The 26,073-nt window shown below is 43.0% G+C and carries 23 protein-coding genes; 7 read left to right on the top strand and 16 right to left on the bottom strand.

Annotated elements, in window-relative coordinates; genetic code table 11:
* Positions 1 to 137 precede the first annotated feature (137 nt).
* The 3 genes from ACFP56_RS18070 to ACFP56_RS18060 all read left to right on the top strand — a co-directional run bounded on the left by ACFP56_RS18070 (position 138) and on the right by ACFP56_RS18060 (position 1,849).
* Positions 138 to 689 carry a ribonuclease domain-containing protein gene (locus ACFP56_RS18070; protein WP_379237165.1) on the top strand — a complete coding sequence of 184 codons (552 nt, stop codon included), beginning with the start codon at positions 138 to 140 and terminating at the stop codon, positions 687 to 689.
* Complete coding sequence (locus ACFP56_RS18065) at positions 689 to 967, top strand: barstar family protein (RefSeq protein ID WP_379237163.1); 279 nt, start codon at positions 689 to 691, stop codon at positions 965 to 967. Before ACFP56_RS18070 ends, ACFP56_RS18065 begins: the two co-directional genes overlap by 1 nt.
* 117 nt (positions 968 to 1,084) lie before the next feature.
* Entirely contained in the window at positions 1,085 to 1,849 is a 765-nt protein-coding gene (locus ACFP56_RS18060; protein ID WP_379237161.1) for a GNAT family N-acetyltransferase, read from the top strand.
* A 59-nt stretch (positions 1,850 to 1,908) separates the two neighbouring features.
* On the opposite strand, the gene ACFP56_RS18055 is transcribed toward ACFP56_RS18060, so the two are convergent.
* Positions 1,909 to 2,790: a TetR/AcrR family transcriptional regulator gene (locus tag ACFP56_RS18055; RefSeq protein WP_379237159.1), complete on the bottom strand. Its 882-nt coding sequence runs from the start codon at positions 2,788 to 2,790 to the stop codon at positions 1,909 to 1,911.
* A 172-nt stretch (positions 2,791 to 2,962) separates the two neighbouring features.
* Here ACFP56_RS18055 and ACFP56_RS18050 point away from each other — a divergent pair, with 172 nt between their 5' ends.
* Positions 2,963 to 4,465, top strand: a complete 1,503-nt coding sequence (locus ACFP56_RS18050; protein WP_379237157.1) for a DHA2 family efflux MFS transporter permease subunit — start codon at positions 2,963 to 2,965, stop codon at positions 4,463 to 4,465.
* A gap of 117 nt (positions 4,466 to 4,582) precedes the next feature.
* Here the strand turns inward: ACFP56_RS18050 and ACFP56_RS18045 are convergent, their stop codons facing one another.
* The 8 genes from ACFP56_RS18045 to ACFP56_RS18010 all read right to left on the bottom strand — a co-directional run bounded on the left by ACFP56_RS18045 (position 4,583) and on the right by ACFP56_RS18010 (position 12,997).
* Complete coding sequence (locus ACFP56_RS18045) at positions 4,583 to 5,413, bottom strand: DegV family protein (RefSeq protein ID WP_379237155.1); 831 nt, start codon at positions 5,411 to 5,413, stop codon at positions 4,583 to 4,585.
* A 139-nt stretch (positions 5,414 to 5,552) separates the two neighbouring features.
* Positions 5,553 to 6,524, bottom strand: coding sequence for a cation diffusion facilitator family transporter (locus tag ACFP56_RS18040; protein WP_379237152.1), 972 nt, complete (start codon positions 6,522 to 6,524; stop codon positions 5,553 to 5,555).
* Between the two features lie 169 nt (positions 6,525 to 6,693).
* Positions 6,694 to 6,906: a hypothetical protein gene (locus ACFP56_RS18035; RefSeq protein WP_379237150.1), complete on the bottom strand. Its 213-nt coding sequence runs from the start codon at positions 6,904 to 6,906 to the stop codon at positions 6,694 to 6,696.
* Complete coding sequence (locus ACFP56_RS18030; RefSeq protein ID WP_379237148.1) at positions 6,903 to 8,009, bottom strand: GerAB/ArcD/ProY family transporter; 1,107 nt, start codon at positions 8,007 to 8,009, stop codon at positions 6,903 to 6,905. Before ACFP56_RS18030 ends, ACFP56_RS18035 begins: the two co-directional genes overlap by 4 nt.
* A complete protein-coding gene (locus ACFP56_RS18025) occupies positions 8,006 to 9,184 on the bottom strand; it encodes a Ger(x)C family spore germination protein (RefSeq protein ID WP_379237146.1) in 1,179 nt (392 codons plus the stop codon). Before ACFP56_RS18025 ends, ACFP56_RS18030 begins: the two co-directional genes overlap by 4 nt.
* Positions 9,181 to 10,803, bottom strand: coding sequence for a spore germination protein (locus ACFP56_RS18020; protein ID WP_379237144.1), 1,623 nt, complete (start codon positions 10,801 to 10,803; stop codon positions 9,181 to 9,183). Before ACFP56_RS18020 ends, ACFP56_RS18025 begins: the two co-directional genes overlap by 4 nt.
* Before the next feature lie 210 nt (positions 10,804 to 11,013).
* The gene (locus ACFP56_RS18015; RefSeq protein ID WP_379237282.1) at positions 11,014 to 11,862 is read right to left on the bottom strand and encodes an ABC transporter ATP-binding protein; all 849 of its coding nucleotides are present in this window, start codon (positions 11,860 to 11,862) and stop codon (positions 11,014 to 11,016) included.
* A gap of 244 nt (positions 11,863 to 12,106) precedes the next feature.
* Positions 12,107 to 12,997, bottom strand: coding sequence for a LysR family transcriptional regulator (locus ACFP56_RS18010; RefSeq protein ID WP_379237142.1), 891 nt, complete (start codon positions 12,995 to 12,997; stop codon positions 12,107 to 12,109).
* Between the two features lie 309 nt (positions 12,998 to 13,306).
* On the opposite strand from ACFP56_RS18010, the gene ACFP56_RS18005 reads away from it, so the two are divergent.
* Both ACFP56_RS18005 and ACFP56_RS18000 read left to right on the top strand, forming a co-directional pair.
* Positions 13,307 to 14,116, top strand: coding sequence for a lipoate--protein ligase family protein (locus tag ACFP56_RS18005; protein WP_379237140.1), 810 nt, complete (start codon positions 13,307 to 13,309; stop codon positions 14,114 to 14,116).
* A 280-nt stretch (positions 14,117 to 14,396) separates the two neighbouring features.
* The gene (locus ACFP56_RS18000; RefSeq protein ID WP_379237138.1) at positions 14,397 to 16,175 is read left to right on the top strand and encodes a glycoside hydrolase family 13 protein; all 1,779 of its coding nucleotides are present in this window, start codon (positions 14,397 to 14,399) and stop codon (positions 16,173 to 16,175) included.
* Positions 16,176 to 16,315: 140 nt separating this feature from the next.
* Here ACFP56_RS18000 and ACFP56_RS17995 read toward each other — a convergent pair whose 3' ends face one another.
* From ACFP56_RS17995 to ACFP56_RS17975, 5 genes are all read right to left on the bottom strand, one after another.
* A complete protein-coding gene (locus tag ACFP56_RS17995) occupies positions 16,316 to 17,002 on the bottom strand; it encodes an ABC transporter permease (RefSeq protein WP_379237280.1) in 687 nt (228 codons plus the stop codon).
* Entirely contained in the window at positions 16,986 to 17,909 is a 924-nt protein-coding gene (locus ACFP56_RS17990; protein ID WP_379237136.1) for an ATP-binding cassette domain-containing protein, read from the bottom strand. The genes ACFP56_RS17995 and ACFP56_RS17990 overlap by 17 nt, the downstream gene beginning before the upstream one ends.
* 142 nt (positions 17,910 to 18,051) lie before the next feature.
* Complete coding sequence (locus ACFP56_RS17985; protein WP_379237134.1) at positions 18,052 to 18,987, bottom strand: sensor histidine kinase; 936 nt, start codon at positions 18,985 to 18,987, stop codon at positions 18,052 to 18,054.
* A 3-nt stretch (positions 18,988 to 18,990) separates the two neighbouring features.
* On the bottom strand, positions 18,991 to 19,689 hold the full coding sequence (locus tag ACFP56_RS17980; RefSeq protein ID WP_379237132.1) for a response regulator transcription factor: 699 nt from the start codon (positions 19,687 to 19,689) through the stop codon (positions 18,991 to 18,993).
* A gap of 112 nt (positions 19,690 to 19,801) precedes the next feature.
* Positions 19,802 to 20,662, bottom strand: coding sequence for a hypothetical protein (locus ACFP56_RS17975; protein WP_379237130.1), 861 nt, complete (start codon positions 20,660 to 20,662; stop codon positions 19,802 to 19,804).
* A gap of 196 nt (positions 20,663 to 20,858) precedes the next feature.
* On the opposite strand from ACFP56_RS17975, the gene ACFP56_RS17970 reads away from it, so the two are divergent.
* Positions 20,859 to 22,367, top strand: coding sequence for a carboxylesterase/lipase family protein (locus tag ACFP56_RS17970; protein WP_379237128.1), 1,509 nt, complete (start codon positions 20,859 to 20,861; stop codon positions 22,365 to 22,367).
* Positions 22,368 to 22,596: 229 nt separating this feature from the next.
* Here ACFP56_RS17970 and ACFP56_RS17965 read toward each other — a convergent pair whose 3' ends face one another.
* Complete coding sequence (locus ACFP56_RS17965) at positions 22,597 to 23,682, bottom strand: response regulator (protein WP_379237126.1); 1,086 nt, start codon at positions 23,680 to 23,682, stop codon at positions 22,597 to 22,599.
* Between the two features lie 147 nt (positions 23,683 to 23,829).
* Positions 23,830 to 26,073: S-layer homology domain-containing protein (locus ACFP56_RS17960; RefSeq protein ID WP_379237124.1), on the bottom strand; the 2,244-nt coding region annotated here is incomplete at its 5' end.

The raw sequence follows: 26,073 nt of genomic DNA, 5'->3' as shown, positions 1-26,073 counted from the left end.
GTTCCTTAACCATCATACACTGGATACGCAAAAAATCATATCACCAACATGCATCTTTTAACGTTTTGCGCTATAAAACATCTTCACGTATACTATTAAAAATACAGATACATATTGTGTACTAGGAGATGAAGCATTTGAATCCTTTTAATGTAAGACGTATTGCTAAACTAGCTGTTATCGCAATGCTATTCGCAATCATCGGATTGCTTTCTGGATGTGGAACGATAATAAGTACTCCAGTTAGCAGCTCCTCACCACAGAATGCCGAGCAGCATAATGCCGAAAACACATCTGCACGAGACGAGGCTGCTGCAGACGCAGAAAAGACAGCAGAAGTGCCTCTGCAAGCCTTGACCAGCTTTGAGGAGGTAGCCGCATACATACGAGAGCATGGCGAGCTGCCAGAAAATTTTATCACAAAAAACGAAGCGCAAAAGCGAGGATGGGTAGCCTCTGAAGGAAATTTGCATGACGTTGCCCCAGGTATGAGTATTGGGGGAGATCGCTTCGGTAATCGGGAAGGGTTATTGCCTGCTGCAGAAGGACGCGTATGGTATGAAGCAGATATTAACTATAATGGCGGTCATCGCAATGCAGATCGCATTGTGTTTTCCAATGATGGCTTGATCTATATGACAACAGATCATTACAAAAGCTTTACCGATATAACGGAGGGTATAGACTAATGGAAAAAACAATTGAGCTAAAACTGTCCGAGCTAGCTGCATATGAATCAGTCCATCATTGGCTCGCAGACAAGCTAAACTTTCCTGCTCATTATGGACATAATCTGGACGCATTATGGGATTGCCTGACAGGAGAAATTTCATTGCCTATAACAATTTTGTGGTACAACGATAGCAACAATGATACTGATTATTCCCCAATTACTACCATCTTCGAGGAAGCAGCAGGTGAGGTTGAAGCTTTAAGCTTCGGTTATATCGTGGATGAGGAAGAATAAGATATTCCTGGTTTTTACATGATCGCCTATTAAGGCGATCATGTATTTTTTTCCGTCCTATTGCATACTTATACATATTATTGTATCATTATTCATGTTAAGAAGGAGGGAAATGATATGTCATTACCACTACAACAACTTGAAGAGCTGAGCCTGATACATTGGCCAGCATTAAATACAGAATATATGGACGGGTGGAAGCTGCGAATGTCAAACGGCTACACCAAGCGTGCTAATTGCATCAGTACCATTCAAAGCTCCAGCAAGCAGCTGGATGTGAATATCGCTGCCTGTGAGCTAAAATATATGTCCATCAAGCAACCGACTATTTTCAAGCTAACGCCCTTCTCAGAGCCGCAGCTTGATGAAACGCTGGATAAATTGAACTATGACTTAATTGAACCTTCTCTGATGCTCACTATGTCTCTCGAGCAATTATCGAAGCAGCCGCCACAACCCGCTCTTAACGACTCTGCAGCAATTGAGCTCTGTATTAAGGAACATATTTCGTTGAAATGGCTGGAGCATTACTGTGAGCTTAGCGGAGTTGATCGTGCATTAATTCCAACGATGATCGATATGATCGCTGCCATGCCAGGAAAGCTTATGCTTGCAAGCTGCAGCATAAATGGCGAAATTGCAGCTTTAGCAATGGCTGTTGTCGATCAAGGATATGTAGGCATCTATGATGTCATTACAGCTGAGGCTTATAGAAATCAAGGGTTGTGCAGCTATTTGCTCTGGAGCCTGCTGAATGAGTGCAAGCCGTATGCTTCCAACAGCTATCTGGCTGTTGTAGCAGCTAATGAGCCTGCCAAACGTGTATATGCCAAGCTTGGCTATCAAGAGGCCTATACGTACTGGTATCGTGTAAAGCCGTAATAAAGCAAGCCCCTAACCGGCAATCATGTCTTATCGGTTAGGGGCTTTTTTAACTTTTATTATTTACCCTTCTGCTTAATATACGTCCACGTTACACTCATAATTTCCTTTGCCTGCTCAAAATGCAACGTATTTCGGAACGCGTCTATGAACGGGGAGAGCAGCGCATTAATAATGCTTATTCGCAGCTCGTTTCTTTCCAACTCCTGCTTCAATGCCTCGGTAAGCTCTTGCTGTACCTTAGTAAGCTGAGTATTTGCTATAAGATCAACGTACAGCAAAATTAATTCTTCGCGATAAATATGATCCTGTTCAAAATTATTTTTAAATAGGACCAGCTTCTCAGGATCAAGCACTGCTACCCCTTCATGCAGCAAATTATTGATAATATGCCTCAAATGGTGGAATACTGAGTTTGCTACTTGCTCTGCATTCGTACGCTGCTGGTGAATTATCTTGGCCGTAAACAGCAAATGCTGATGCATGCCGTAATACATAACAGCAGCCTCGATTGCGTGTGGCTTCAGGTCATCACCGAATACTTCAACAAGTCGATCTGCCAGCCATTCAATTTCCATCATTCGATATTGCAAGACTACTTTTTTTAATTCAACATCACCTGAATGCATAATTTCTTCGAACATTCCGCTTATGCCTTGCTGTTCATTCGTTCTAGACAGCATTGTAATTTGCTGGATAAGCAGTTGAATATCCTTTTCATCCTTACCAAGCTGCAGCTCTTGTCTACGAATATTCGTTTCAAATCTGGATTGCTCCAAAATGGCTGCTACACATTCATTTTTAGAAGAAAAGTAATTATAAAAGGTACCTTTTGAAATACCTGAACGTTCAATAATATCTTGAATCGAGGTTTGCTGTATCCCTTTTTCCAGGAAAAGTGCTTTGGCGTGATCAACGACCATTTTTTTACGCTTGTTCATATACGCCTCCTACTTGCAAGTTAACACTAGTATAACCACTACCCTCTTGTTTTTTCAACATTTTTAGACTGTCGGTATAAAAATGTTGAAATTAATGAACTGTTGATATAAAATCATCAAGTGACACTTTTTTTAATACTAAAATAAATTAACGATAGGAGCGTAAAACGTAATGAGCGATTCTTTACAACAGCTAAAGAAGCCACCCTATTTTATGCTAGGGATTTTGTTTTTCGGTGCATTTGTTTCATTTCTTAACAATTCATTATTGAACGTTGCCCTGCCAACGATTATGGCTGACTTCGAGATTACTTCATATGCTACAGGTCAATGGCTTTCTACAGGCTACATGCTCGTAAGCGGGATTTTGATTCCTGTATCTGCGTTCCTGCTTACAAAATTCACTAATCGACAGCTATTTATTACGTCCATGCTGCTGTTTACGCTTGGTACAGCAATGGCTGCTTTTGCCCCAAATTTTGCTTTCTTGCTCGCTGGACGAATGGTTCAAGCGGCAGGCTCATCCGTAATGTCGCCGTTGCTGATGAATACGATGCTAATCAGCTTTCCTCGCGAAAAGCGTGGAACTGCGATGGGGGTTTTCGGGTTAGTTATGATCGTTGCACCAGCACTTGGTCCAACGCTATCTGGATATATTGTTCAATACTACAACTGGCGTTTGCTATTCGAAATGATTTTGCCATTTGCAGTTATAAGCCTGGTGCTTGCCGTATTTAAGCTGAAAAATATTATGCCTACCCGTCATACAACACTGGATTATTGGTCTGTCGTGTTATCTACCGTCGGTTTTGGCGGCCTGCTCTATGGCTTCAGTACCGCAAGCTCAGAAGGCTGGAGTGACCCGGTTGTACTTATTACAATCATTGTCGGTGCAATCATGGTCATACTGTTCACACTTCGTCAGTTCAAATTGGATATTCCTTTGCTTAACTTGTCTGTATATAAGTATCCAATGTTTGCATTAGCATCGCTTATCTCGGTTGTAAACTCAGCTGCTTTGTTCTCAGGCATGATTCTTACGCCTGCCTATGTGCAAAGCGTACGCCACATTTCAGCTTTAGATTCTGGTCTGATGATGCTTCCAGGTGCTATTGTAATGGGGATTATGTCTCCAATCACAGGGAAGCTGTTCGACAAGTTCGGTCCACGCGTGCTTGGAATAGTCGGTTTTACAATTACGTGCTTAACGACTTATCAGATGACGCACTTTAATTTGGATACGACATATGCTCATATTATTTTGATCTACTCCATTCGGATGTTCGGTATTTCCATGGTTATGATGCCAATAATTACGAACGGTCTTAACCAGCTACCAACAAGACTAAACCCTCACGGGACAGCGGTTAACAATACGCTTTCTCAAGTAGCTGGTGCACTCGGAACAGCTGTGTTCGTGTCGATTATGAATTCAAGAGCCGAAAGCAGCATCACAGAGCAGTTCAGCAAGGTTGACCTTACAACCATTACTGATATTGAAAAAGCACAAATTACTCAGCTTGGCTTGCTTGAAGGGATTCAATTCTCTTTCCTTATTGCAACCTTGACAACAGCTGTAGCGTTAATTTTAACGTTCTTTATGAAACGAGTAGATGTTAGTGAAGAGGCCGTTGCCAAAATGGAAGCTGTCGATGCAGCTAACAATAAGTCATAAACCAATCTTAAGCTGCATACACTAATAGTGGACACGGCAGTAAACATTAAGAGGAGCAACGGTTATCGTTGCTCCTCTTTATGTTATTCGGTCATATTATACTATAAATTACAACAGCTAGAACGCTAAAATGATTCCTTTTTCATTTGCATACAGCGAGCTGACTCCACCTGTAGGCACAACAACAATTTCTTTAAAGTCAAAGCGCTCAGCGATGGCTTGCTTCAATCTATCCGCCAATTCCTCATTGTCGCAATGTGAAATGACCGCGTGCTCCCCACTAGTCTTCTTGCCGCTTTCTGTTATCGTATCAACAAGCTTTTTAACGATTTTTGTTTGCCCCTTCACATTAGAATAACTGACGATATTACCGTCTCCATCCGAACCAAGAAGTGGCTTTATGTTAAGCATATTAATCAGCTTTCCTTTAACTTTGCTTAGTCGTCCATTTTTCATGAGGTTATCAATGTTGTCTAGCACAAAATACGTTTTCATATGTGTAATGAATTGCTCCACACGTTCTATAATATCCGCTTTGGCTAAGCCAAGCTGGGCATATTCTCGAATTTTCAATACAACCAGCAATTGTCCCGCTGATGCGCTTTTAGAATCAAAAATATAAACATCGTTTTGCTTGGACTCCATCATTTCCTTGCCTAATACAGCACTGGAATAGGAGCTGGACAATTTGCTTGATAGCGTTACCGCAAAAGCATCCTCTGAAGCATCAAAGGCTTGTTGATATAAGGCAGGCGCGGGTGCGGATGAACCAACCTTCCCTGTACAGGCTTTCATATCCTGCATAAACTGGGTAAGATCCAATCGTTCGTCATCAATTATTTCGCGTTCGCCTAGCATCAAATTAAGCGGTATTTTTACCAGTTTCAGTTCTTTAATAAGAGACGCTGTTGCATCACAGCAAGAATCAACAATTAAGGAGAATTTCAAACCCTCGCCTCATTTCTCTAGTCTAGCTATCTAGTAAGTGTTATAGCATTTTGTAAACTATAACAGAGGTAAAGAACCAATAGCAACTTTTATTGCGGTCAACACAAAAGTGTCACATATTCACATCTCCTGCTTGCATTTATGGGACTGGATTTGGGTTTCCTTTGTTCCAGGTTGGGACATGATCATCCTCCTCGAACTCAATAATCACGTCGGTAACGGCTGGCATTGCTTGAATGTAGTTTTCAATCCGCTCCTTAATTTCAATAGCTTGCCCTACCGAAATGTCAGGCTCGATTTCCAGCTTCATTTCGATATGATAATCCTCGCCTTCCTTCATCGCATACAGAGCCTTAATATCCTTAATCTCTTTATTCGTAAAAATATATGCTGCTATAGCTGCCTCCAGCTCGTCATCAGCCTCGCCCAAAACACCTTTGGCATTATCAAGAAATACTCTGCCGACCACATAGAACATCATAGCGCCAATAATGATAGAAGCAATCCCTTCAGCAGCATGAAGCCCTGCATAATAGGAGAGCAGTATACCAATAATGGCGATAAGTCCACCCGAAGTTGCAACCAAATCCTCCATAAACACAAGCTTCGTTGCAGGTTTTGCTTTGGACAAATTTGCAAAGCTCTTCGGAATAATCGCTATCCCTTTTGCTTGCGAGTTTGTTTCACGAATGACCTCCTTCATCGCCTTGTACATCACATAGCCTTCAAGCAAAATTGCTGCCGATAGCACTGAGATATTAATCCATAATCCTGTCGATTCAGACGGGTGAATAATGTGATGAATGCCTTCTTTGATCGTTTCATAGCTCATGATGCCAACAATGATTACAGCAAACAATAAAACGAGGTTCACAACACGACCGAAGCCGTTTGGATATCGATCAGTTGGGCGTTTTTTCGATAACGCACTTCCGATAAAAACAAAGAATTGATTGGCAGAGTCGCCCAAAGAATGCATCGTTTCAGCAAACATCGCAACATTTCCTGTAAATATGTAGGCTGTACCTTTTATGACGGATATGACAGCATTCACAATCGCAGCCATTAGTGCTGATTTATTGCCCTGTCTTAATAAGCCTTCCTTCTTCATAGGTCATCCTCCTCCTGCAATGATTGTAAATTTACTTGAGCATAGTATGATGCACGAAGAGTAATATTATGAATGACGATAAAGGATTCATGAATATGAATTGGCTCCAGACATAAGGCAGACTGAAACTCATTTCGGAATTGCCCCTGCCTTATGCCAGAAAATCTCATTATTTGAGAAGAATCATTTGCTCTATGGAATCGAACATCACTCTAATCATCTCGATAATTTGAAAGTCATCTCTAAAGTAGTAAAGAACTTCACTAATGACAAGCAGGATGCTGTACAGCGTGATATATGGCTTCAATGGAACATTCCGCTGCTGCAAATAATACACTTCATAGCCTGCAAAAATCAAATATGCAATAGCAATAATAATCATAAGTTATTTTCCTCCTTTTGCTTCCTTCTTCTTCGTATAGAATCAACGAAATAATAAAAGAAAGGAATGAGATGGGAGAAGTAGATGCAGGTCATAACACCCCCATTGTGCAAGCTAAAGAACTGCGTATGCGTTCGAGCAATACTTAAGGAGCATACTACTGCAAACAAAGAAATCGGAAAAATAATTGGCTTGCTGTACTTAAGCTTGAGCGAGCGAGATATAATGTGACCGATGACAAAAATAATAAAGCTAATCTTAAGAAAAATACTGATTAGCCATAGTGAAATAATGACTGGGTCCAATGCCTCTAGAAATGATCCACTTTTTATTAGCCGAATAATATCAAGCTCTGGATAGTTTAAGTTTTGTGCCAAATCCGGTCCCAATATTAACAAAATAGGGACAATATGCAAAACGATAATAAATACCGAAAGCAGTGAAACTCTCGTTATCGTTCGCATCGAAGAGGTTGCTTCACTAATATAGGGATATATATATAGGAAAAGCGAGGCTTCTCCAATAACAGCTCCAATATAATAAGCAGTTGGCCATGCTTCCCGTAATGACATATGAGTAACAAAGCCTTGAGCCATAAACCATTCCACATTTGAACGGACGAGAAATGGGATAATGATAAAGGACAGAAGAGTTAGATAAAACAAACCTTCTGCTGCTCGGAACATTGATTTAATGCCGTAACGTGCCATATACGCGATACAAAGCCCACATATCATCGCAATAACCCAAGGCGGCGTTCCTGATAAATAAAATTGGAGTAAGAAATCTTGTATCTCCCAAATATTAATAGCTACTATACAAAAATTAGTAAAAACAACAATCGCCATTAACGGATAGTGAATCCAGCCCGTCATTATCTCTGCTCCGTAGTCCACAAAAAAATGATCAGGCCTACGCTTGGCAAATTTAAAAACAAACCATGTGATCAATAGACCAATAATAACCCCAATTACAATTCCATGAGGGGCATTGAAGCCGCTTTGCTGAAGCAGCAGCCCCATCATGAACATAATGACCGTCGTAATGAGATGTATTGAGAAATACTTGAATAGCTGCTTTTGAGTTACGACCTTGGTCGTCATGAGCCATCCCCTCCATCTTCATTCTCAGTAATGAATTTATTGTAGAACGATCTGACAGTAGCCCCCTTACGACGCAAATGAACGACAGAATCAAACTCTATCACTAATCGATCCTTGTAAAAATCACGCCAGTTATCTTTCAATTTTGCCATTTCTTTCGGATATTTCATTGCGTAATATCGATCAAAATGAAATACATCTGCACCTGACTGCTGAATAACTTCCATTGTACTTGTCAACTGCTCATTAGAATCATCCATAATCACTTTTTCAAGCTTTTCTATGTCCTCATTAATCGTTAAATTAATGGATGAGTTGTTGCCTGTTACGACAACCTCGGAAACAGGCTGTACCATTATCGTGTGATTTTTTATTTTCGTCTTCACATCGATGGATGTACTGTATAAACCTACGTCCTTCCCATCGGTTGGCGATTGGACACTAAAGTAATATTGGCCAAGTTGATTACGTATGCTTTGTGCAACGGAGGCTTGCTGTGGCGTCAGGAATGGCTCCACCAGCTTGCCATTTCTAATAATGGCAGCTCCTCCAGTCCCGGCTGTAGATGATAAGCCCACTACGGCGCCTTTACTTTTGTCCGAAAACGTAATAATAGGCAGCAGGCCGTCTCCCCCGCTAGCTTTTGAAAGCATAAAATCTTTGATCGATGTTTCCAGCACTGTACGATGCTCTATATATTTTTTAAGGATTGTGACCAAAAAACGTTCTGAAACAACATTCGAATTTGCTACCTCATCCTTCGCATAGCCATCTACAAAAAACAGATTTGTATTTAATCGAATGTATGGGTTCCTTGCTGCCATCTCCAAAATCGGTGTAATGCCGCTTTCCGCAAATGCTCGTCCAACAATAATATTACGATTTTGTCCAAGGTTAGCCCTTCTCGACAAGTCACCCTGAACTTTTTGAATGGCTTCTTCCAGGCTAGGAGCTGTTCTGCTGAAATAACCAAAAACTTGCCCATTAGCAGCTGACCCGGCAGCCTCGCCACCTGCCAGGTTGTTAGTTAAAGGAATTCCAAAGGTCACTTCAATCCCATCATCGTTGCGATCGATGATCATTAAGCTTATGAACGCCTGGTCATTCAGTTCAATAGACGACCAGCAGCCTGTCAGCATGCTCAACAATAACAAGGATAAAGCGAGCCGTCTCATTCCACATCCTCCTTTTCAAGCGTCCAGCCCCTTGCCTGCCTACGCTGGCGATTCCGATTGTTTGGTGATGCGAAAGAAGGGCGTTCGTTCATCTTCCACCACGGAACTCGCAGCCAAACATCCTTTGTCGATTCACGATTTACTGGTGCCATCGGCGATAGATAAGGAACTCCAAACGAATCAAGATTAATCGCATGCGTATAAATGAGCATCATGCCGCAAGCCATTCCAAAGATCCCAAACATTCCCGCTAGAAGCATCAAGGGAAAACGCAATAATCGGAACGTTAGCCCAAGGTCAAAGCTTGGAATAATAAAGGATGCAATACCGGTTACCGATACGATAATAACCATTGCTGCTGATACGATACCAGCCTGTACAGCAGCTGTTCCGATAATAAGCGCACCAATTATGGACACCGTCTGACCGATAGACTTCGGGATTCGAACCGATGCTTCTCGAAGCGCTTCGAATGAAACCTCCATAATAAAAGCTTCTAGTAGTGCTGGAAACGGTACAATTTCTCGAGCTGAAGCAACTGAGATTAACAAATTATAAGGAATCATCTCAGCATGAAACGTTGTAACGGCTATGTAAAAGGAAGGAAGCAGAAAAGATATAAATAAAAAAAGGTAGCGAATATGGCGAATCGCTGTTGCTGCAATAAAATTTTGATAATAGTCCTCGGACGACTGCAGCTTTGAAAATATCGTTGACGGTGCCAATAAAGCGATTGGCGTATTGTCTACTAAAACAGCTATTCTGCCTTCCAATATCGAGCTGCTGACAACGTCTGGTCGCTCGGTGTACTGGACTTGCGTAAATGGTGACGAAGGCCGATCTGCGATCACTTCCTCTATCTGACTGGAGCTTATTATTGCATCAATGTCCAAATAGCTCATTCTTCGTTTCAATTCTTGAATCAACGACTCCTTGCAAACACCTTCCAGATAAGCGATTACCACTCTTGTAGCTGAATGCCGGCCTAATGTGTACTCCTCAGTTTTGAAATGTTGGCTTTTAATCCTGCGTCTGAGCAAGCTGATGTTGACACGTATATCCTCGATAAATGCTTCTCTCGGTCCACGCAGTACCGTTTCATTCGGAGCCTCCACAATCGATCTTGTCTCGTACTTTGCATAAGGCAGGAGCAGCATCTTTTGCACGCCTTCAAATATGAGCACACCGTGGCCTTGCAAAATAGCATCCAGTGCATCATTTGCCTCCTCCACCCATTTCAATTCGGAAACAGGCAGCTGACTCCGTGCAAGCAGATACTGATCCAGCTCCTCCACCATATAGAACGTTTTATTCAGTATTGGTTCCATAACCTGTCGCTCTGCCTGTTGGATATCAAACATGCCGCTCATAAAAATAAGCATGCATTCATGACCGTAACTGATTGTAAAGTGATGATATACTACTTCTGCAACGCGATCTAACTGCTGCGTAAACCAATCCACCCGCGGTGACAGCTTCGAAGTGGGTTCAAATGGTTGCTGCTCGGCTTGAACGTCATCACGGACAGCTGAACTGGTTTGACTTGAGGAAGCTGATTGCTGCTGCATGCTGTCCTGCTCTAGCTGTTTGTTATCTGACTGCACATTGTCTTTATCCACTAACTTCACCACCTTTTGCAATTAGTTAATGATAGTTTGGTCTTTTTCCCAAAAAATATGAATGAAAAATAAATAATTCACAATAAAAAATCCCTCATCACTGAGGGCATATTGATTAATTCACATTTATTAATATTAATTTTTTATTTTCGCAATAAGAAAAATGACATGAGCAATGTATGCTCATGTCATTTTTACGTCATATAACAACTATCCAATAACCGCAGTTTCCATATTCCGTGTACGCGTATATTCTTCTTCTTTTTTCTCAACAGGCTTCTCTGGAAGCATATCATAACTATAGCAAACAGGACACCCAGTTTCCGGATCAATCATTATTCTTGCTGCAATATGATACACGTCTTCCAGCACCTCGGGAGTCATGATTTGTTCTGGTACTCCTTCGGCAATAATCTTTCCGTTTCTCATCGCGATAATTTGATGTGAGAAGCGCGCCGCATGATTAATATCATGAAGCACCATTACAATTGTACAGCCATGCTGCTCGTTTAGTTTTTTTACGATATGAAGTACTTCGAGTTGGTGAGCCATATCCAAATACGTGGTCGGTTCGTCCAGCAACAAGATCTTCGTTTCCTGAGCAAGCGCCATGGCTAGCCACACCTTCTGTCGTTGTCCGCCAGAAAGCTGTTCAATGTTCCGGTCACGAAAAGGAAGTGTATGTGTAATGCTCATTGCCCAATGAATCATTTCTTTGTCCTTCGGTGTTAAGCGACCAATATTTTTACGATGAGGATAACGCCCATACGAAATTAGCTCCTCAACCTTTAATCCGTTAGGCGCAATAGGATTTTGTGAAAGTACTGCCAGCTTCTGTGCGATATCTCTTGTATGAAGCTTCTCCATATTCTGATCCTGAATGTATATATTGCCGCTTTTTTTATGCAAAATTCTACCAATGGTCTTCAGCAGCGTAGACTTCCCGCATCCGTTCGGACCGATAATCGTTGATATTTTACCTTCTTCAATCGTCGTACTGAGCTTGGAAAACACCAGTTCCTTGTCGTAGCCCGATGATAGCTCCTCTACTGCTATCATATGTCTCACGTGCCTCACTCCTTATATGCTATAGCTCTATTGTAAGTTAGATAAGCAATCTTCTAATTATAAAAATAATGCCAATACGTATGCATCGATAATGATAATCCTTATCAATATACGATAAAACGATTAAATTGTAAATATAGCTATGCCTTATCTCATTATATAAGTAATAACTCCTGCTTTAGAGCGAGACTGGCTGCAATATACCAGACGCACAGCAGGAGTTATATAAATGATACTATTGCTTCATATTTTCAATTGCAAACCAGATAAAAGAAGAGAGCTGTCCCGGCAAGGAGGCTTCATTGCGGTGTACAAGACATATGCAGCGTCTATCTTCATAAGAAGGAAGAGGATGAGCAAGCAACGTTCCATCCTTTAGCTCGCGGTCTACGCTGATTTGAGGAAGTATCCCTATGCCCATATTACATTTAATCCCTTCCTTAATCGTCTCAATAGCACCAAGCTCCATAGCATGATGCAGCCGCAAACCTGTTGATTTCACCCAATCATCCGTCACAGTTCTGGAAGTAGAACCCGCTTCATGCAATAAAAAGGTCTCACGCCCAAGTTCTTCAACAGAGATTTTTTCAAGCGATGACAACCGATTTTCGGGTGCAAATACAAGCAACAATCGGTCTTCTACTAAAGGGTGTAGATTCAAACCTTCAATTGTAAAATCAGGTAAAGAAATAATGGCAAGATCAAGCTGATGGTGACGCAGCATCTCGATCGCAGTTAGTGTCTGATTAACTCTAACCTGAACTTCAAGCTCAGGGTGCAGCTTTTGAAATTGTTTAATAAAAGGAGGCAAAAAATAAGTAGCAGGCGTATGGCTTGCTCCGATACGAAGCTTGGGTTGCGATAGCCCATTTACTTCAATCACTCTACGCTTGGCCTCTTCCATCAACTCGAGAATTTGCCTGGCATATGGAACAAGTTCAAGACAAGCTTTTGTCATTTTTAGATTTCGACTCTGTTTTTCGACTAGAGGAACACCTAGCTCCTCCTCCAGCTTTTTAATATGAAAGCTAACCGTTGGTTGGGTTAGCTCCAATCGATGGGCAATTTCAACAAGGGTTCGTTGCTGTGACAGCTCAATTATGATTTTAAGTTGCTGTATATTCATATTCGCCTCCTAAAACATCGGCTGACCTATACGGTAACATTCCATAATCCAACGTTACAATACCCTAGTTCACTATACATCGTTACTTAGAACAATCATTACAGATACATAGTGCCTTTTATAACAGGAGTTACTAGTCATCATCTCTTTATGTTCCTAATAATATAGTATACACAAAATGGAAATGTCATGATGATAAATAAAGTATTTACGTTGTATATTTTCCTAGACAATCCTTTCATAAGTAGGCCAGCAAGCATGCTATAATGGTAACTATATTCTTAAACAAAAATAAAGGAGTGAGGTGTCATGGGACAAAATATCGCTTCTTGGGCAAGCGGCATGTCCATACTTGATCGAAGCGATCAATATGAATCATATGACCCGCTTCATGCCTTTGCAAGAGACGAGCTATTGTGCAAGCAAGCCGCGAGCAGTCAAGCAACGATCTGCCATATATGGCTTCATCCAAACGCCTTTGTGCTTGGGCAGCGCGATTATCGATTGCCATTGGCCAAACAGGCAATGGAATGGCTGAGGACTAATAACTTTTTGCCTGTTATACGTCATTCTGGCGGTGCAGCAGTTCCTCTCGACCCTGGTGTCGTTAATCTATCGCTCATATTCCCTATACGAGAGACATCATTCCATCACGACTTTACAATGATGGTACAACTTATACAAGAAGCGCTAGCCTTTACCGGCTTATCAGTTGATGTCGGAGAAATTAACGGAGCTTATTGCCCTGGCGACTTTGATCTAAGCATTAACGGCAAAAAATTTTGCGGCATTGCACAGCGCAGACAATTGCGTGCTTTTAGTGTACAGGCGTTCATTAATGCAGAAACCAGTCATTATAACCGTGCTTCATTAGTACGTCAGTTCTATGAACGGGCGACTGCAGGAGCTAAAGCAACAAGCTACCCTAAAGTAACTGAGCACTCTACTGCAAGCCTTGAGGAGTTGGCACATTTAGGACCACAAGCAGCACAAACATTCATTACAGCCATTAAGGATACCTTGATTGCTAATGGTGCACAATTATCCAATATGCAGCAACCAAGCAATGAAGACGTGCATGAATTGGCAGCTCTTCTCAAGCAGCGATATGAATCTTAATCTCATCCTTTAAGAACTATCATTATACCATTTCACCACTTATCTTTTTAGCATTTTTTTGAAATAACTACTATGCCTATGGTACATGTTGGTGTATAATATATTTTGTTGAGAGATACAATAGAAAGGCAATGCTACCGTAAACCATATGTTCGCTATGCTTTGCGAGAACATTGATGTTGGAGAAGGTACAACCTCGGATTTTATAGTCCTGGTTGTGCCTTCTTCTTGTTTTATCTCCACATTTTTAGTCTAGTCCAAATAATAAGGAGTGAATCGTATGATGCTTGAAGCTGTTTATCACCGCCCGAAGCAAAATTGGGCCTATGCCTATGACAAACAAACGATCCATCTTCGCTTGCGCACTAAAAGAAATGATTGCTCACAGGTCGAAGCTATCGTCGGAGACAAATACACATGGAAGAGCACTGTTGAAACGATTCCTATGCGAATTTTTGCTCAGGATGAGCTGTTCGACTATTGGGAGACAAGCGTTATCCCACCTTATCGTAGACTTCGCTATGCGTTCCAACTAGTTGACGCTAAAACGGAGCAGAACATCATTATGACAGAGCGTGGATTCGTAGAGGAACTGCCTGAAGATCCGAACAGCTTCTTTGATTTTCCGTTCATTAACCCGATTGATGTTTTCGAGCCTCCTGCCTGGGTTAAGGATGCGGTCTTCTATCAGATTTTCCCTGAACGATTTGCCAATGGAGATCCATCTATAAGCCCAGACAATGTTGAACCATGGGGAGGCAAGCCTACACCAAAAAATTATTTTGGCGGGGATCTGCAAGGCGTTATTGATCATCTTGATCATATTGCCGAACTGGGCATCAACGCGATTTATTTTACACCTCTTTTCGAAGCAACAACCAACCATAAATACGATACACAGGATTACTTGAAGGTTGATCCTCACTTTGGCACAAATGAAAAATTAAAGGAGCTTGTTGAGGCTTGTCATGCACGCGGCATTCGCGTGCTGCTTGATGCAGTATTCAATCATTCAGGCAAAACATTTCCTCCATTTGTCGATGCACAAAAAAATGGGCAGCAGTCCAAGTATGCTGACTGGTTCCATGTTCGCAGCTGGCCGCTTGAAGTGGTTGACGGCATTCCAACCTATGACACGTTTGCCTTTGAACCGCTCATGCCGAAGCTGAATACCGAGCATCCCGAGGTAAAGGAATATCTATTCAAGGTGGCACGTTACTGGATTGAGGAAATTGGAGTTGACGGATGGCGTCTCGATGTTGCAAATGAGGTCGATCATCAGTTTTGGCGTGAATTCAGAAAGGTTGTAAAGGATGTGAATCCTGATGCGTATATTCTTGGCGAGGTATGGCATGATTCCATTATGTGGCTGCAAGGTGATCAATTTGACGCAGTCATGAACTATCCTTTCACCAATGCTGTGCTTGACTTTTTCGGACATCAGACCCTTACTGCCGAAGCTTTCACGCACGCAATCGGACATCAACTAGCTGCTTATTCGCAGCAAGTCACAGAGACAGCGTTCAATCTACTTGACAGTCATGATACGCCGCGTTTGCTAACCATCTGTGATTCAAATGAATCTGCAATGAAACTAGCAGCCTTGTTCCAGCTGACGTATCCGGGAACACCTTGTATTTATTACGGGGATGAGGTTGGCATAGACGGTGGAGGAGATCCTGATTGCCGCAAATGCATGGTGTGGGAGCCTGAGCAGCAAAACACTGATTTACTTGCATTCTACAAGGAAGCCATTGCTTTGCGTCATCGACATGAGGCGCTTCGCTCAAGCGATATTCGTTTTGTTCATGCCGGAAGAGACGCATCGGATGGTACGCTCGTCTATGAACGAAGAGAGGGCAGCCAGCGTTTGCTTATTGCAATGAACGCCCGCTCCACCGAAACTGATTTTCCATTGCAGGTCGAACAAGCGACCAAGTGGACAACGCTGTGGGAACATGGCAACGCTCAGCTGATCGCCACTGCAACCAAGCAGCAGGATAAGCTTATGCTTTCGCTGCCAGCATACAGCTTTATCGTACTGCAAGCGGAGGCTTAAGCTTCTTTCAATAATAATTTTTAATTGTGCAAGAGCTGCTCAGGCAGCTCTTTTTCATTGTAATGTATGCTTTCTATTTTATTCGAACTGCCGACGTCTTGAAAATTGTTTTATCGCACCATGCAAGTAAGGCTGCTGCCTTAAGTTTCGCCGAGCTGCTCGGATAGTTGAATGGAAAGCCAGATGCTAATTGCGCCCATCACTGCGAATACGATAACAACCAAATCGGGCTCAATCCCAACAAATTGTGCAAAGTTCGGCAGCTGCATTGAGAATATTGAACAAATAATTAACGGTACTACCGCACGTTTCCATATGCCAAACAGTAAAAGTGGAGCAAAGCTCATTAATGTAATCGCAACTGAGCGAGCTGCCGATGTTGCCAAGTAAGTGATAATATCGAGGCTTGTAAGCGTTCCGTCGATCATAGGAAAAAACTGATTAATCGTGTACGTTGCTACCCCCGACAATATAAAGGAGCATAGCGTAAGCCCAAATACAAAGCTGGCGATAAATAACACCTTGGCAGAAAACAGCTTTTTTCTGCTTATGGGATAGCTGAATGCTAGTGCCATCGTCTTGTTTTTATATTCCTCAATAAATACATGATTAATCAATGAGCCACCCATTAGAATGAAGCCCATCTGAATAAAGCCATTCAACTCCATTGCCGCGGCATAGCTTTGTCCCATCTCGGGTAAGACCACTTTAATAAAAAATGTAGGCAGCAGCATCAATATTACGATATATATTATAATTTCGCTTATGACCATCACGCGATTAAGCTTTCTCCATTCCAGCAGCATTAATTTAGTCAAGCTGACCACCTCCATGAATGAGTTTGTAGAAATAGTCTTCCAATGAACTGGTTCGCTTCTGAATCTCTACAAGTCCGATATGGTTGGAAATCAACACTTTTGAAATCTCCTGCTGGGTATGGGTTAGTTCGTAAATGCGAACTCTGTCTCCCTGCATCAGCTTTATATTGGTTATGCCAAGCTCATTTTCAAGCAAAAAGACCGTCTTCTTCGGATCGTTCGTCACCAGCTCAATGTAATCCGTGTTTTGCTTGCGAATGTCATCCAGCGCCACTTCCTTAAGCAGGCAGCCTCCTTCAACGACTCCGATTCGATCAGCTATCTGCTCGATCTCCGCTAATATATGACTGGATATTAGAAACGTAATCCCATACTGCTTATTCAGCATGATAATGAGATCGCGAATATCTTTTATGCCTATCGGATCGAGACCGTTGGTCGGCTCATCCAGTATAATCAGCTCAGGCTTGACGACAATCGCTCTTGCTAGGCCGAGTCTCTGCTTCATGCCGAGTGAAAACTCGCTGACCTTCTTGCCATCGATCGCAGACAACTGAACCATATCAAGCGCTTGCTTCATCCCTTTCTCATCGTAATAACCTAAATATTCGCAGTGCAGCTTCAAGTTTTCTATTGCGGTTAAATGCTCAAAGAAGGTTGGATATTCAATCATGCTGCCTACTCGCGTTAGCAATGCCTTGGATTGCTCTGTAAAGCGCTGACCAAACAGCTCCATTTCCCCAGTTGTCGGCTTCGTGATTCCTGTCATCATTTTCATAATGCTTGTTTTACCCGCGCCATTTTTGCCAAGCAATCCATAAATTTCACCACGATAAATGGTCAAACTCACATCTGAAACGATCATCTTTCCTCTTATTCGCTTGGTCAGTCCCCATGTTTTCACGACTTCGTTCATAATGTCCTCCTTCTACGTCTTTTCGTATACTTAGATTACAGGTGATGCCTCTCTTTTTCCTTTCGTATTCCTTACAAATTTCTTAAGCAAGCTGCAGGAAAGAAAAAAGAGGCTGTTCCCCTTGAACACCCTCTGATGTGGCCTAATACGAAATGCGTCTAAAGCGGCATGTAAACATCGTCTGCTCATAAGGCACACTGCTTAAATGAATGGTTCCGTTCATTGCTTCTGTCAAATGCTTCGTTATGCTAAGTCCAAGTCCGCTGCCTTGAAACTTGGGATTTCTGGCATCATCCAACGTGTAGAGCCGTTCGAACACCCGATCATGATGAACCTCATCAATCCCTCTACCCTTGTCCCATACATCAATAGCTATATGATCGCCGATCTCACGCACAGCAAACCCAAATACACCACCGTCACTGCCATATCTGAGCGAATTAGATATCAAATTGCTTAAAATGCGCTGTAGAGCATCTTCATTACCCATTATATAATAATTGTCCTCTGGAATTTCAACCTTTACCTGCAAGCCCTTCGCTTGTAATAACTCATAATATTCAAGGAGATGCATTCTGCACAGCTCGCTAATGCATACCTTCCGCATAGGCAGCCGATAGTCCTCCGATTCCAGTTTGACTAGCTCGAAAAATTGATTGAGCAGCGCAATTACGCTTTCTGTTTTTAGGTGCAAACGGTCAATGACCGCCTGCCGCTCCTGATGGGACATCGTGTGATCGAGCTTCAGCTTTTCTACATAGCCCAGAACGACGGTCAACGGTGTTTTCATATCATGCGACATGTTGGACATCATTTTACGCAGGCTTGTTTTCGCTCGCGCATAATCGGCAATTACCTTTTGGTTGTAATCAAGCAGCCTATTGATCTCGTTAAGCAGCCGCCGAATCGTTTCGTGGTCCGTATGCAGCAGCAGCTTCTCTGAGGTTTCGTGCTCAACGATATCTGATAGCTTGGTAACGATATCATTTAGCTGCCTTGCTGTCTTCCTGCGTGAAGCATACAGCAGCACAATAATCACGAGCTGCACGAAAATTACTACAGCCAATAGCAGTACCATCGACTACTCCCCCAGTTTATATCCAATTCCCCAAATGGTACGGATGTACACAGGTTTGGAAGGATCATGCTCTATTTTTTCTCTTAGTCTGCGAATATGAACATTGATTACATTCTCATTGCCAATAAAATCTTCCTGCCAAATAAAATGGAAAATTTGCTCCTTCGTGAACACTCTGCGCTGGTTCGTCATAAACAGCTTCAAAATATTGAATTCCTTTGATGTTAGCGGAATGGATTCGTCCCCAACTTGTGCTGTAAAGGTTGCCAAATCGAGCTTGAGATCCTTGTACTCCAGCACTGCCGCAGCAGCAAGCTGGCTCGCTCCAGAAAACGATTGCGTCGCTCTGCGGATCGCGGCATTAATTCGCGCAACAAGCTCAATCATGGAAAATGGCTTGCTTATATAATCATCAGCGCCTAATTCAAGCCCCAACGCCTTATCGATATCGCTGTCTTTAGCTGAAATAATAAGCACAGGCGTTGTGCTGGCTGCTCTAATTCGTTTAAGCAGCTCCAGCCCACTAAGCTTGGGCAGCATAAGATCTAGCAGAACTAAATCAAATCGGTTATTTTCCAGCAGCTGAGCTGCCGCTGCTCCGTCAAAGACAGTCAGTACCGTAAAGCCTTCCTGCATCAGATGGCTAGTTACGAGCTGGCTAATCTCTCGATCATCCTCTATGAGTAGAATTACTTTTTCCACGTATACACTTCCATTCATTATCGGCTTTCAAGCTCTAGCTCTCTGATTATAGCATCTCCGAGCGTTATGCTAGCATCTCTACCATCTACCTCTATCATCTATACAGGAAATTCTACCATTGTTGCAGCATGCAGTATAATAGGCGTTCGGCTTCAAAGCGAAAACCAAGCTCTTCAAGCCGATCAAACAGCAGTCGAATGACTCGCGCATTGTCAACATAATGACACTGGCAATCTCTAACGAACGACAGCAGTGTTTCAATTTCAGCATCGTGTACAAAAGCAACCAGCTTGTCCCAGTCTTCATCCCAGCGATGAAAGTCAAGCTTCTGATTCACCCACGGATGCGCTTGATACACTGCTTTTTCTCGTGATTGCAATGGTATAATCCCTAGATGATCTTCCGTGCTTATAACGATGCTTTCAGCTCGCTTATCGCGCAGCTGCTTCACATAATCATAGGGGGAATCAATCTGCTTAAGATTAAATTGCTTAAATGCTCGCTCTTTTACGATTTCTTTTTGCTTTTCCCACTTCACATGATCAAAATACTCGGAATACTCCTTCGTTTCTCTTTCCTTCAGAAACTGTTCATAAGATGCCTTCGATTGAAAATCATTAAATAAAAAGCTATCATGTCCCATCAGGCTTAGTGAGAAGAAATCAAACAAATTGTCCGCAACGACGCGTACAAAATTGCCAAAATCCATAGGCGATACGCATATGACAGGCGCTTGACTCAAATCCTTATTCAGACCGAAATCTGTAAGCAACGCAAAGTGAACACCGTCACAGCCAGTATCTGCAAATACAATAGAGTCGCAGGGAGAGCATCTATATCCCCCATTAACTTTAGGATTAAAGCTTAAAAAGTAGCCTGTCGGCGTTTCTAAGTACGGAACATCTTTTGCGATTTCCTTCTCCCAGCTTATAATACTGCTTAACAGCTCTGGAATCTCAATAGGGCTAGACATATCCATTCACCTCAATTGATATTGATCTATCTATTATAAGGCATACTATCATACAAAATCTCTTTATTCACTCCAAATTAGTCATGATTAAAATACTTAGACATTGTGAACTTCTTATACTACAATAATTTCCATATAGAATTATATCAAGGTCAATTTAACATATATTTTCACAATAAAGGGGAGGTGGCTCACAGTGGAAAATAGCTTTACCGACCAACGCTCCAAATCAGCAGGCAAAAAGCTGCCTGGACCGATCGTGCGAACCTCACTTGGTTTCTTGCGCGGCATATTTGACCATGATCGACTTGCCTTTTATGGTGTGCCTTATGCTGAACCGCCAACAGGTCCTCAGCGCCGCTTTCGTCCGCCACAGAAGAAAATGCCATGGCAAGGCATACTTGAAGCGAATCGTTATGGTCCGGCAGCTTGCCAGCCAGGTGTGCTGGACTTTAACTCGAGACAATCCGAAGACTGCCTAACACTCAACATCTGGACAAAAGCAACAAAAGGCCCGCTTCGTCCCGTGCTTTTATTTATTCACGGTGGGGGCTTTACAGGCGGCTCAGGGGCAGATCCTGCTTTCCACGGTGGAACATTTGCAGATCAAGGCCTCGTCGTTATAACAGTAAACTATCGTTTGGGCGTGTTCGGCTTTCTTGATTTGTCAGACTGTCTGGGTGAAGATTATCGTTCGTCAGGCAATTGCGGCATACTCGATTTGATAGAAGCGCTGCAATGGACAAAAGCTAATATTACGGCCTTCGGTGGAGATCCGAATCGAATAACAATTATGGGACAATCGGCTGGAGCGAAGTGTGTTGGCGGCTTGCTGTCTTCACCGTTAGCGGATGGCTTATTCTGCAGCGCTATCGCACAGAGTGGAGCCGTTCAGGCATTACGCGAGCAAAGCACAGCTACGGCAATCGCGGACAGGTATCTACAACTGCTGGAGTTGCAGCGAGACAATGCTAGGAAGCTACTGGAGTTGCCGGCAGAAGCTCTAATGGATGCACAATCAGCACTATGCCGCGACTTTAGCGGTGTCCACTTCTTTGGACCAGTCGTTGACAACGTAGTTATTGAATCACCGCCAATGAAGTCTGTTCAGAGGAAGCGACATTCAATGCCAGCGTTGTTAATCGGGACGAACCGCCACGAAGCAGCCAACCTGGAGATCGGTACGCCTGGCGAAGGTGCAGGACCTGACGGCTTTCTCAGCCGCATGTTTGGCGATCGCGCGCCATTAGTGGAAGCAGCCTATTTGCGACGAAGCGGACGCGCCCTACTGCAAGAGCCTTCCGACCTACCAGCTTGGCGGGCTGTAATCACGGACTATATGTATCGCATCTCCGCCGCCCGTACTGCGGCTGCATACAACAGTGCTGGAGCAGACGTGTGGATGTACAGCTTTGAGCGCAATGGTGAATTGAATTCGGCACATGGCGACGAAATGCCGTTCGTCTTCGGCCGCGCAACAGGCGAGAATGAGCAAAAGCTTGCCACCGTTATGCATGACGCATGGGCAGCTTTTATACACACTGGCAATCCTGAAACGGTCGGTACTGGAAAATGGCCGCGCCATCATGTGCAGCAATCTGCCGTTATGCGCTTCACTGATTCAGGCAGTGTGCTAGGGCAGCTCGACATCGAGGACGATCCAAACTTTCCAGATCAAGTTTATTGCATTGACGGAGCATTCTGAAAAGTAAAGACCAGTAGATGGAAAACGGGGTAGCGCTATTTGAAGCAAAAAGTTATTTCTCTTTAGGAGATTTTACACGACCAAAATTCCAAAACACTTACTTAAAAGAAGCTGTATTCTAACGAGTCCTTTACAAGACTTGGAATACAGCTTCATGATTTTTATGCAATTATGTATCTTTCCATCTATTAAGGATGATAGCATTCTTATTTATACTTGAACAACTATATCACTCCCACTCCTTCTCTGATCTGGAAGATAATAACCAATACTGCTCTTCTACTCCTCCTTTATCCCCTAAGGCATCATATAATTCTATTAAGGTAAAGTATGTTTCTTCTTCATCGGGAAGCTGCTGCTGAACGGTTCTATACACCTGAATGGCCTTTTCCATCATTCCATGCTTAATATATAGCTTGCCCAAGCTTTTGGTATGGTTTAACCACAATATTCGCAGCCTTTCCCGTTCGTGCTCAGCCCACAAGTACTCGTAATCTCCTAAATAATTTCCTTCAAATTGTTGGAAAATTTGCTCGTACTCCTCAACAAGCTCGAGGCTTGGAGCAGCCAATTGCTTCAGTTTGTTTTCCCACTGCTCTACATCCACTTGGACTTCTCCAACTGTTAGTCTATATCCCGTTTCTAAATCTACACTATTGATCGTGACCGTATCCATTCCGATTCTTTTTAGTGTTTGACGAATATGATAAATCGTAGTGTAAAGCTGCTGCTGTGCACGCGACTCTTCAAGATTGGGCCATAAGAGCTCCGTCAGCGTGCTTCGATCAACAGAACGGCCACGGTTATGCAACAAAAAAGCGAACAGCTCGCGTGCTTTGCTTGTGCGCCATTTGATCGGTTGAGGCTCTTCCCCAGGCAGCTGATAGCGAATTTGATTAAAGCAAAACAAAAAAGGGGTATTCATTTCCTTGGGCTGACTTTCATTTTTAACCTTAATTTTTTCAGACAGACGTTGCACGGTTAATTGTAAACGCTGCGAATGTACCGGTTTCATGATGTAGTCAATAGCGTAAAGCTCAAAGGCTCGCACTGCATAACGGTCGTATGCTGTAACGAATACGATTTCTATACTGGGCATAGACGACTGTAGGCGCTCCCCCAGCTTTAAGCCGTTGACTTCAGGCATCTGAATATCGAGAAAAACAACATCTGGCTGATGTCTAGTTACGATTTCAACTACCTCGTGTGGATTGGAACAGGTTTCAACAACGTCAACTCCCTTGATGTCATGTTCGAATATTCTCTTAAGCTGCAGCAGAGCCAATTGCTCATCGTCCACAAGTACGGCTCTCATTATTATCCCCTTCCTACTCGAACTTCTAGCATAATAAGCTTACCACGTTTTAACTGATATTTGTCATAAGTTCCGTTAAACTCCACTAGTTCGTAAAGATAAAACAACCGCCATCGGTCATAAAAACCGATAGCGGCTGCTTCCTAATCAATCTATTAGCTGTGTTGCTTTTAACAATCTTTGGATCAATGCTGCCGCTTCTGCACGTGTCATTTCACCTTTTGGATCCAACAATTGCTCGTTCTTTCCTTCGGTAATCCCTTGGGAGATCAACATAGCGATTGCTTCCTTCGCCCATGGCGCTATTTTATGAGCATCATCGTACGTAGAAAGTACTGAATTAATTTGATCTTCACTCATAGATGCTTCAGGATTAATCAACTGGAAGCTGCGATAGATCATCGCCATGCCTTGCTCTCTCGTAATCTCCAGATCGCCGCGGAACGCACCATCATTATAACCAAGCACGATTCCAAAATCATTAGCAATCGTAACTGCATCATGGAACCAAATTGCTGTTGACACATCGTGGAATTTGTTTTGCTCCACATCCAAATGCATTAAGCCTAATCCTCTTACGATAAATACAGCAAACTCAGAGCGTGTAATGACACGGTCAGGCGTGAAGTTGTTATTTCCTGTTCCTTCAATCACCAATCTTGCTGCCATATTGTTTACACTATCTTTTGCCCAGTGAGTTTTCACATCATTTAAATCTCTAGGATTCCAGATGACGGAGTATGTTCCGTAGCTGCGCAAATCGTTAATAAGAGCAAAGTAACGATTGTTAAACTTCGTTACAACTGTTGGAACATGAAGTACCGTTCCGTCCGGCTTAATAACTACTCCCGTTGTAATACGGTTTGGATCAATGCCTTCAGGAAGCGCAATGTACTTCACAGCATATCCTGCTAACAGATCCGCTTGATTCGTTTGACCGTCATGTGTAAAGGTCAAATCAATCTCAACAGGATGGACTAGCAACTCATAGCCTTTTGCAGCCACCTGTTCTGTAGCAAGGTTAGCCAGAGCTTCTGAAGAACGCTTAATCTTGATGTTAACTTCAATCTCGCTAAGCGGTGTGTTGCCAAATTGACTCACAATCTCGTCTAGCTTCAATTGATCCGCTGGAACTGGATAAATCGCAAGCAAATCTTCAATATCCAAGCTAGAGCCAGTATCGATAAGCTTCTTCAGATCTTCAACAGTCAAGCCTTGAACATCAACATCTCCACTGCCAGGGACCTGGATACCAAGCTTTTGACCTGTGCCCTCGTTTAGAAGCTCGGACAGCTTGTCTCTTTCCACTTTGATCGTAATTTGTGAACGATCACCTGTTTGTACAGTTGAGGCTGAAGCGAATGGAACTTTAGAACCGTCCGCTGTTGAAATAATCGGGCTCTCTGGCGTCGGTGTTGGTGTTGGAGCTGGTGTTGGAACCGTACCGCCACCGTTGCCTGGAGAAGTTGGTGCTTTTACTAGTTTCGCATATGCATCTGATAGAGCAGCTAGTGCGCTGTCTACTTCTGCTTGTGTTGCATTCGCGTCAGCAAGGACAGCTTTCGCTGCTGCTTGTGCAGCTTGCAAAGCTTTCCAGCTGTCAGCTGTGTAGTCTGCTCCTTTTAGCGTGCCTGCTTCGATCGCTTCGTCTATCGCTTCAGCTTTTGCTTGAAGGGCAGTTTTGTCGACTGCTGGTGCTGTTGGCTCTTCTACTTCTACTAGCTCCTTATGTGCTTTTTCCAGTGCTGCCAGAGCTTCGTTCACTTGCTCTTGCGTTGCATCTTCATCCGCTAACACTTTCTTCGCTTCTGTTAATGCTTCTTCAAGCGCTTGCCAGCTTGCTTCTGTGTAGTCTGCTCCTTTTAGCTCGGCTGCTTCAATCGCTTCGTCGATCTCATCAGCTTTTGCTTTAAGCAACGTTTTGTCCACGTTTGGTACAACTGGCGCTGGTACTAGCTTCTCATGCGCATTTTCTAATGCTTCTCGTGCTGCATCCACTTCCTCTTGCGTTGCATCTTCATCCGCTAGCACTTTCTTCGCTTCTGTTAATGCTTCTTCAAGCGCTTGCCAGCTGTCAGCTGTGTACGCTTCTTCCTTCAGCTCGCCTGCTTCAATCGTTTCGTCGATCTCATCAGCTTTTGCTTTAAGCAACGTTTTGTCCACGCTCGGTACGACTGGCGCTGGTACTAGCTTCTCATGCGCATTTTCTAATGCTTCTAGTGCTGCATCCACTTCCTCTTGCGTTGCATCTTCATCCGCTAGCACTTTCTTCGCTTCTGTTAATGCTTCTTCAAGGGCCTGCCAGCTTGCTTCTGTGTACGCTTCTTCCTTCAGCTCGCCTGCTTCGATCGCTTCGTCGATCTCATCAGCTTTTGCTTTAAGCAACGTTTT

This window comes from Paenibacillus septentrionalis (assembly GCF_042659865.1).
Lineage (GTDB): Bacteria > Bacillota > Bacilli > Paenibacillales > Paenibacillaceae > Pristimantibacillus > Pristimantibacillus septentrionalis.
This window is presented reverse-complemented; position numbering and strand designations above follow the sequence as displayed.

Excerpts from the sequence above, each read along its gene's own strand:
- ACFP56_RS17975 (WP_379237130.1), bottom strand. The coding sequence starts at position 20,662 with ATGTCTAGCCCTATTGAGATTCCAGAGCTGTTAAGCAGTATTATAAGC.
- ACFP56_RS17985 (WP_379237134.1), bottom strand. The coding sequence starts at position 18,987 with ATGGTACTGCTATTGGCTGTAGTAATTTTCGTGCAGCTCGTGATTATT.
- ACFP56_RS18000 (WP_379237138.1), top strand. The coding sequence starts at position 14,397 with ATGATGCTTGAAGCTGTTTATCACCGCCCGAAGCAAAATTGGGCCTAT.
- ACFP56_RS17965 (WP_379237126.1), bottom strand. The coding sequence starts at position 23,682 with ATGAGAGCCGTACTTGTGGACGATGAGCAATTGGCTCTGCTGCAGCTT.
- ACFP56_RS18030 (WP_379237148.1), bottom strand. The coding sequence starts at position 8,009 with ATGACGACCAAGGTCGTAACTCAAAAGCAGCTATTCAAGTATTTCTCA.
- ACFP56_RS18025 (WP_379237146.1), bottom strand. The coding sequence starts at position 9,184 with ATGAGACGGCTCGCTTTATCCTTGTTATTGTTGAGCATGCTGACAGGC.
- ACFP56_RS18065 (WP_379237163.1), top strand. The coding sequence starts at position 689 with ATGGAAAAAACAATTGAGCTAAAACTGTCCGAGCTAGCTGCATATGAA.
- ACFP56_RS18060 (WP_379237161.1), top strand. The coding sequence starts at position 1,085 with ATGTCATTACCACTACAACAACTTGAAGAGCTGAGCCTGATACATTGG.
- ACFP56_RS17990 (WP_379237136.1), bottom strand. The coding sequence starts at position 17,909 with ATGAACGAAGTCGTGAAAACATGGGGACTGACCAAGCGAATAAGAGGA.
- ACFP56_RS18055 (WP_379237159.1), bottom strand. The coding sequence starts at position 2,790 with ATGAACAAGCGTAAAAAAATGGTCGTTGATCACGCCAAAGCACTTTTC.
- ACFP56_RS18040 (WP_379237152.1), bottom strand. The coding sequence starts at position 6,524 with ATGAAGAAGGAAGGCTTATTAAGACAGGGCAATAAATCAGCACTAATG.
- ACFP56_RS18050 (WP_379237157.1), top strand. The coding sequence starts at position 2,963 with ATGAGCGATTCTTTACAACAGCTAAAGAAGCCACCCTATTTTATGCTA.
- ACFP56_RS18010 (WP_379237142.1), bottom strand. The coding sequence starts at position 12,997 with ATGAATATACAGCAACTTAAAATCATAATTGAGCTGTCACAGCAACGA.
- ACFP56_RS18035 (WP_379237150.1), bottom strand. The coding sequence starts at position 6,906 with ATGATTATTATTGCTATTGCATATTTGATTTTTGCAGGCTATGAAGTG.
- ACFP56_RS18005 (WP_379237140.1), top strand. The coding sequence starts at position 13,307 with ATGGGACAAAATATCGCTTCTTGGGCAAGCGGCATGTCCATACTTGAT.
- ACFP56_RS18015 (WP_379237282.1), bottom strand. The coding sequence starts at position 11,862 with ATGATAGCAGTAGAGGAGCTATCATCGGGCTACGACAAGGAACTGGTG.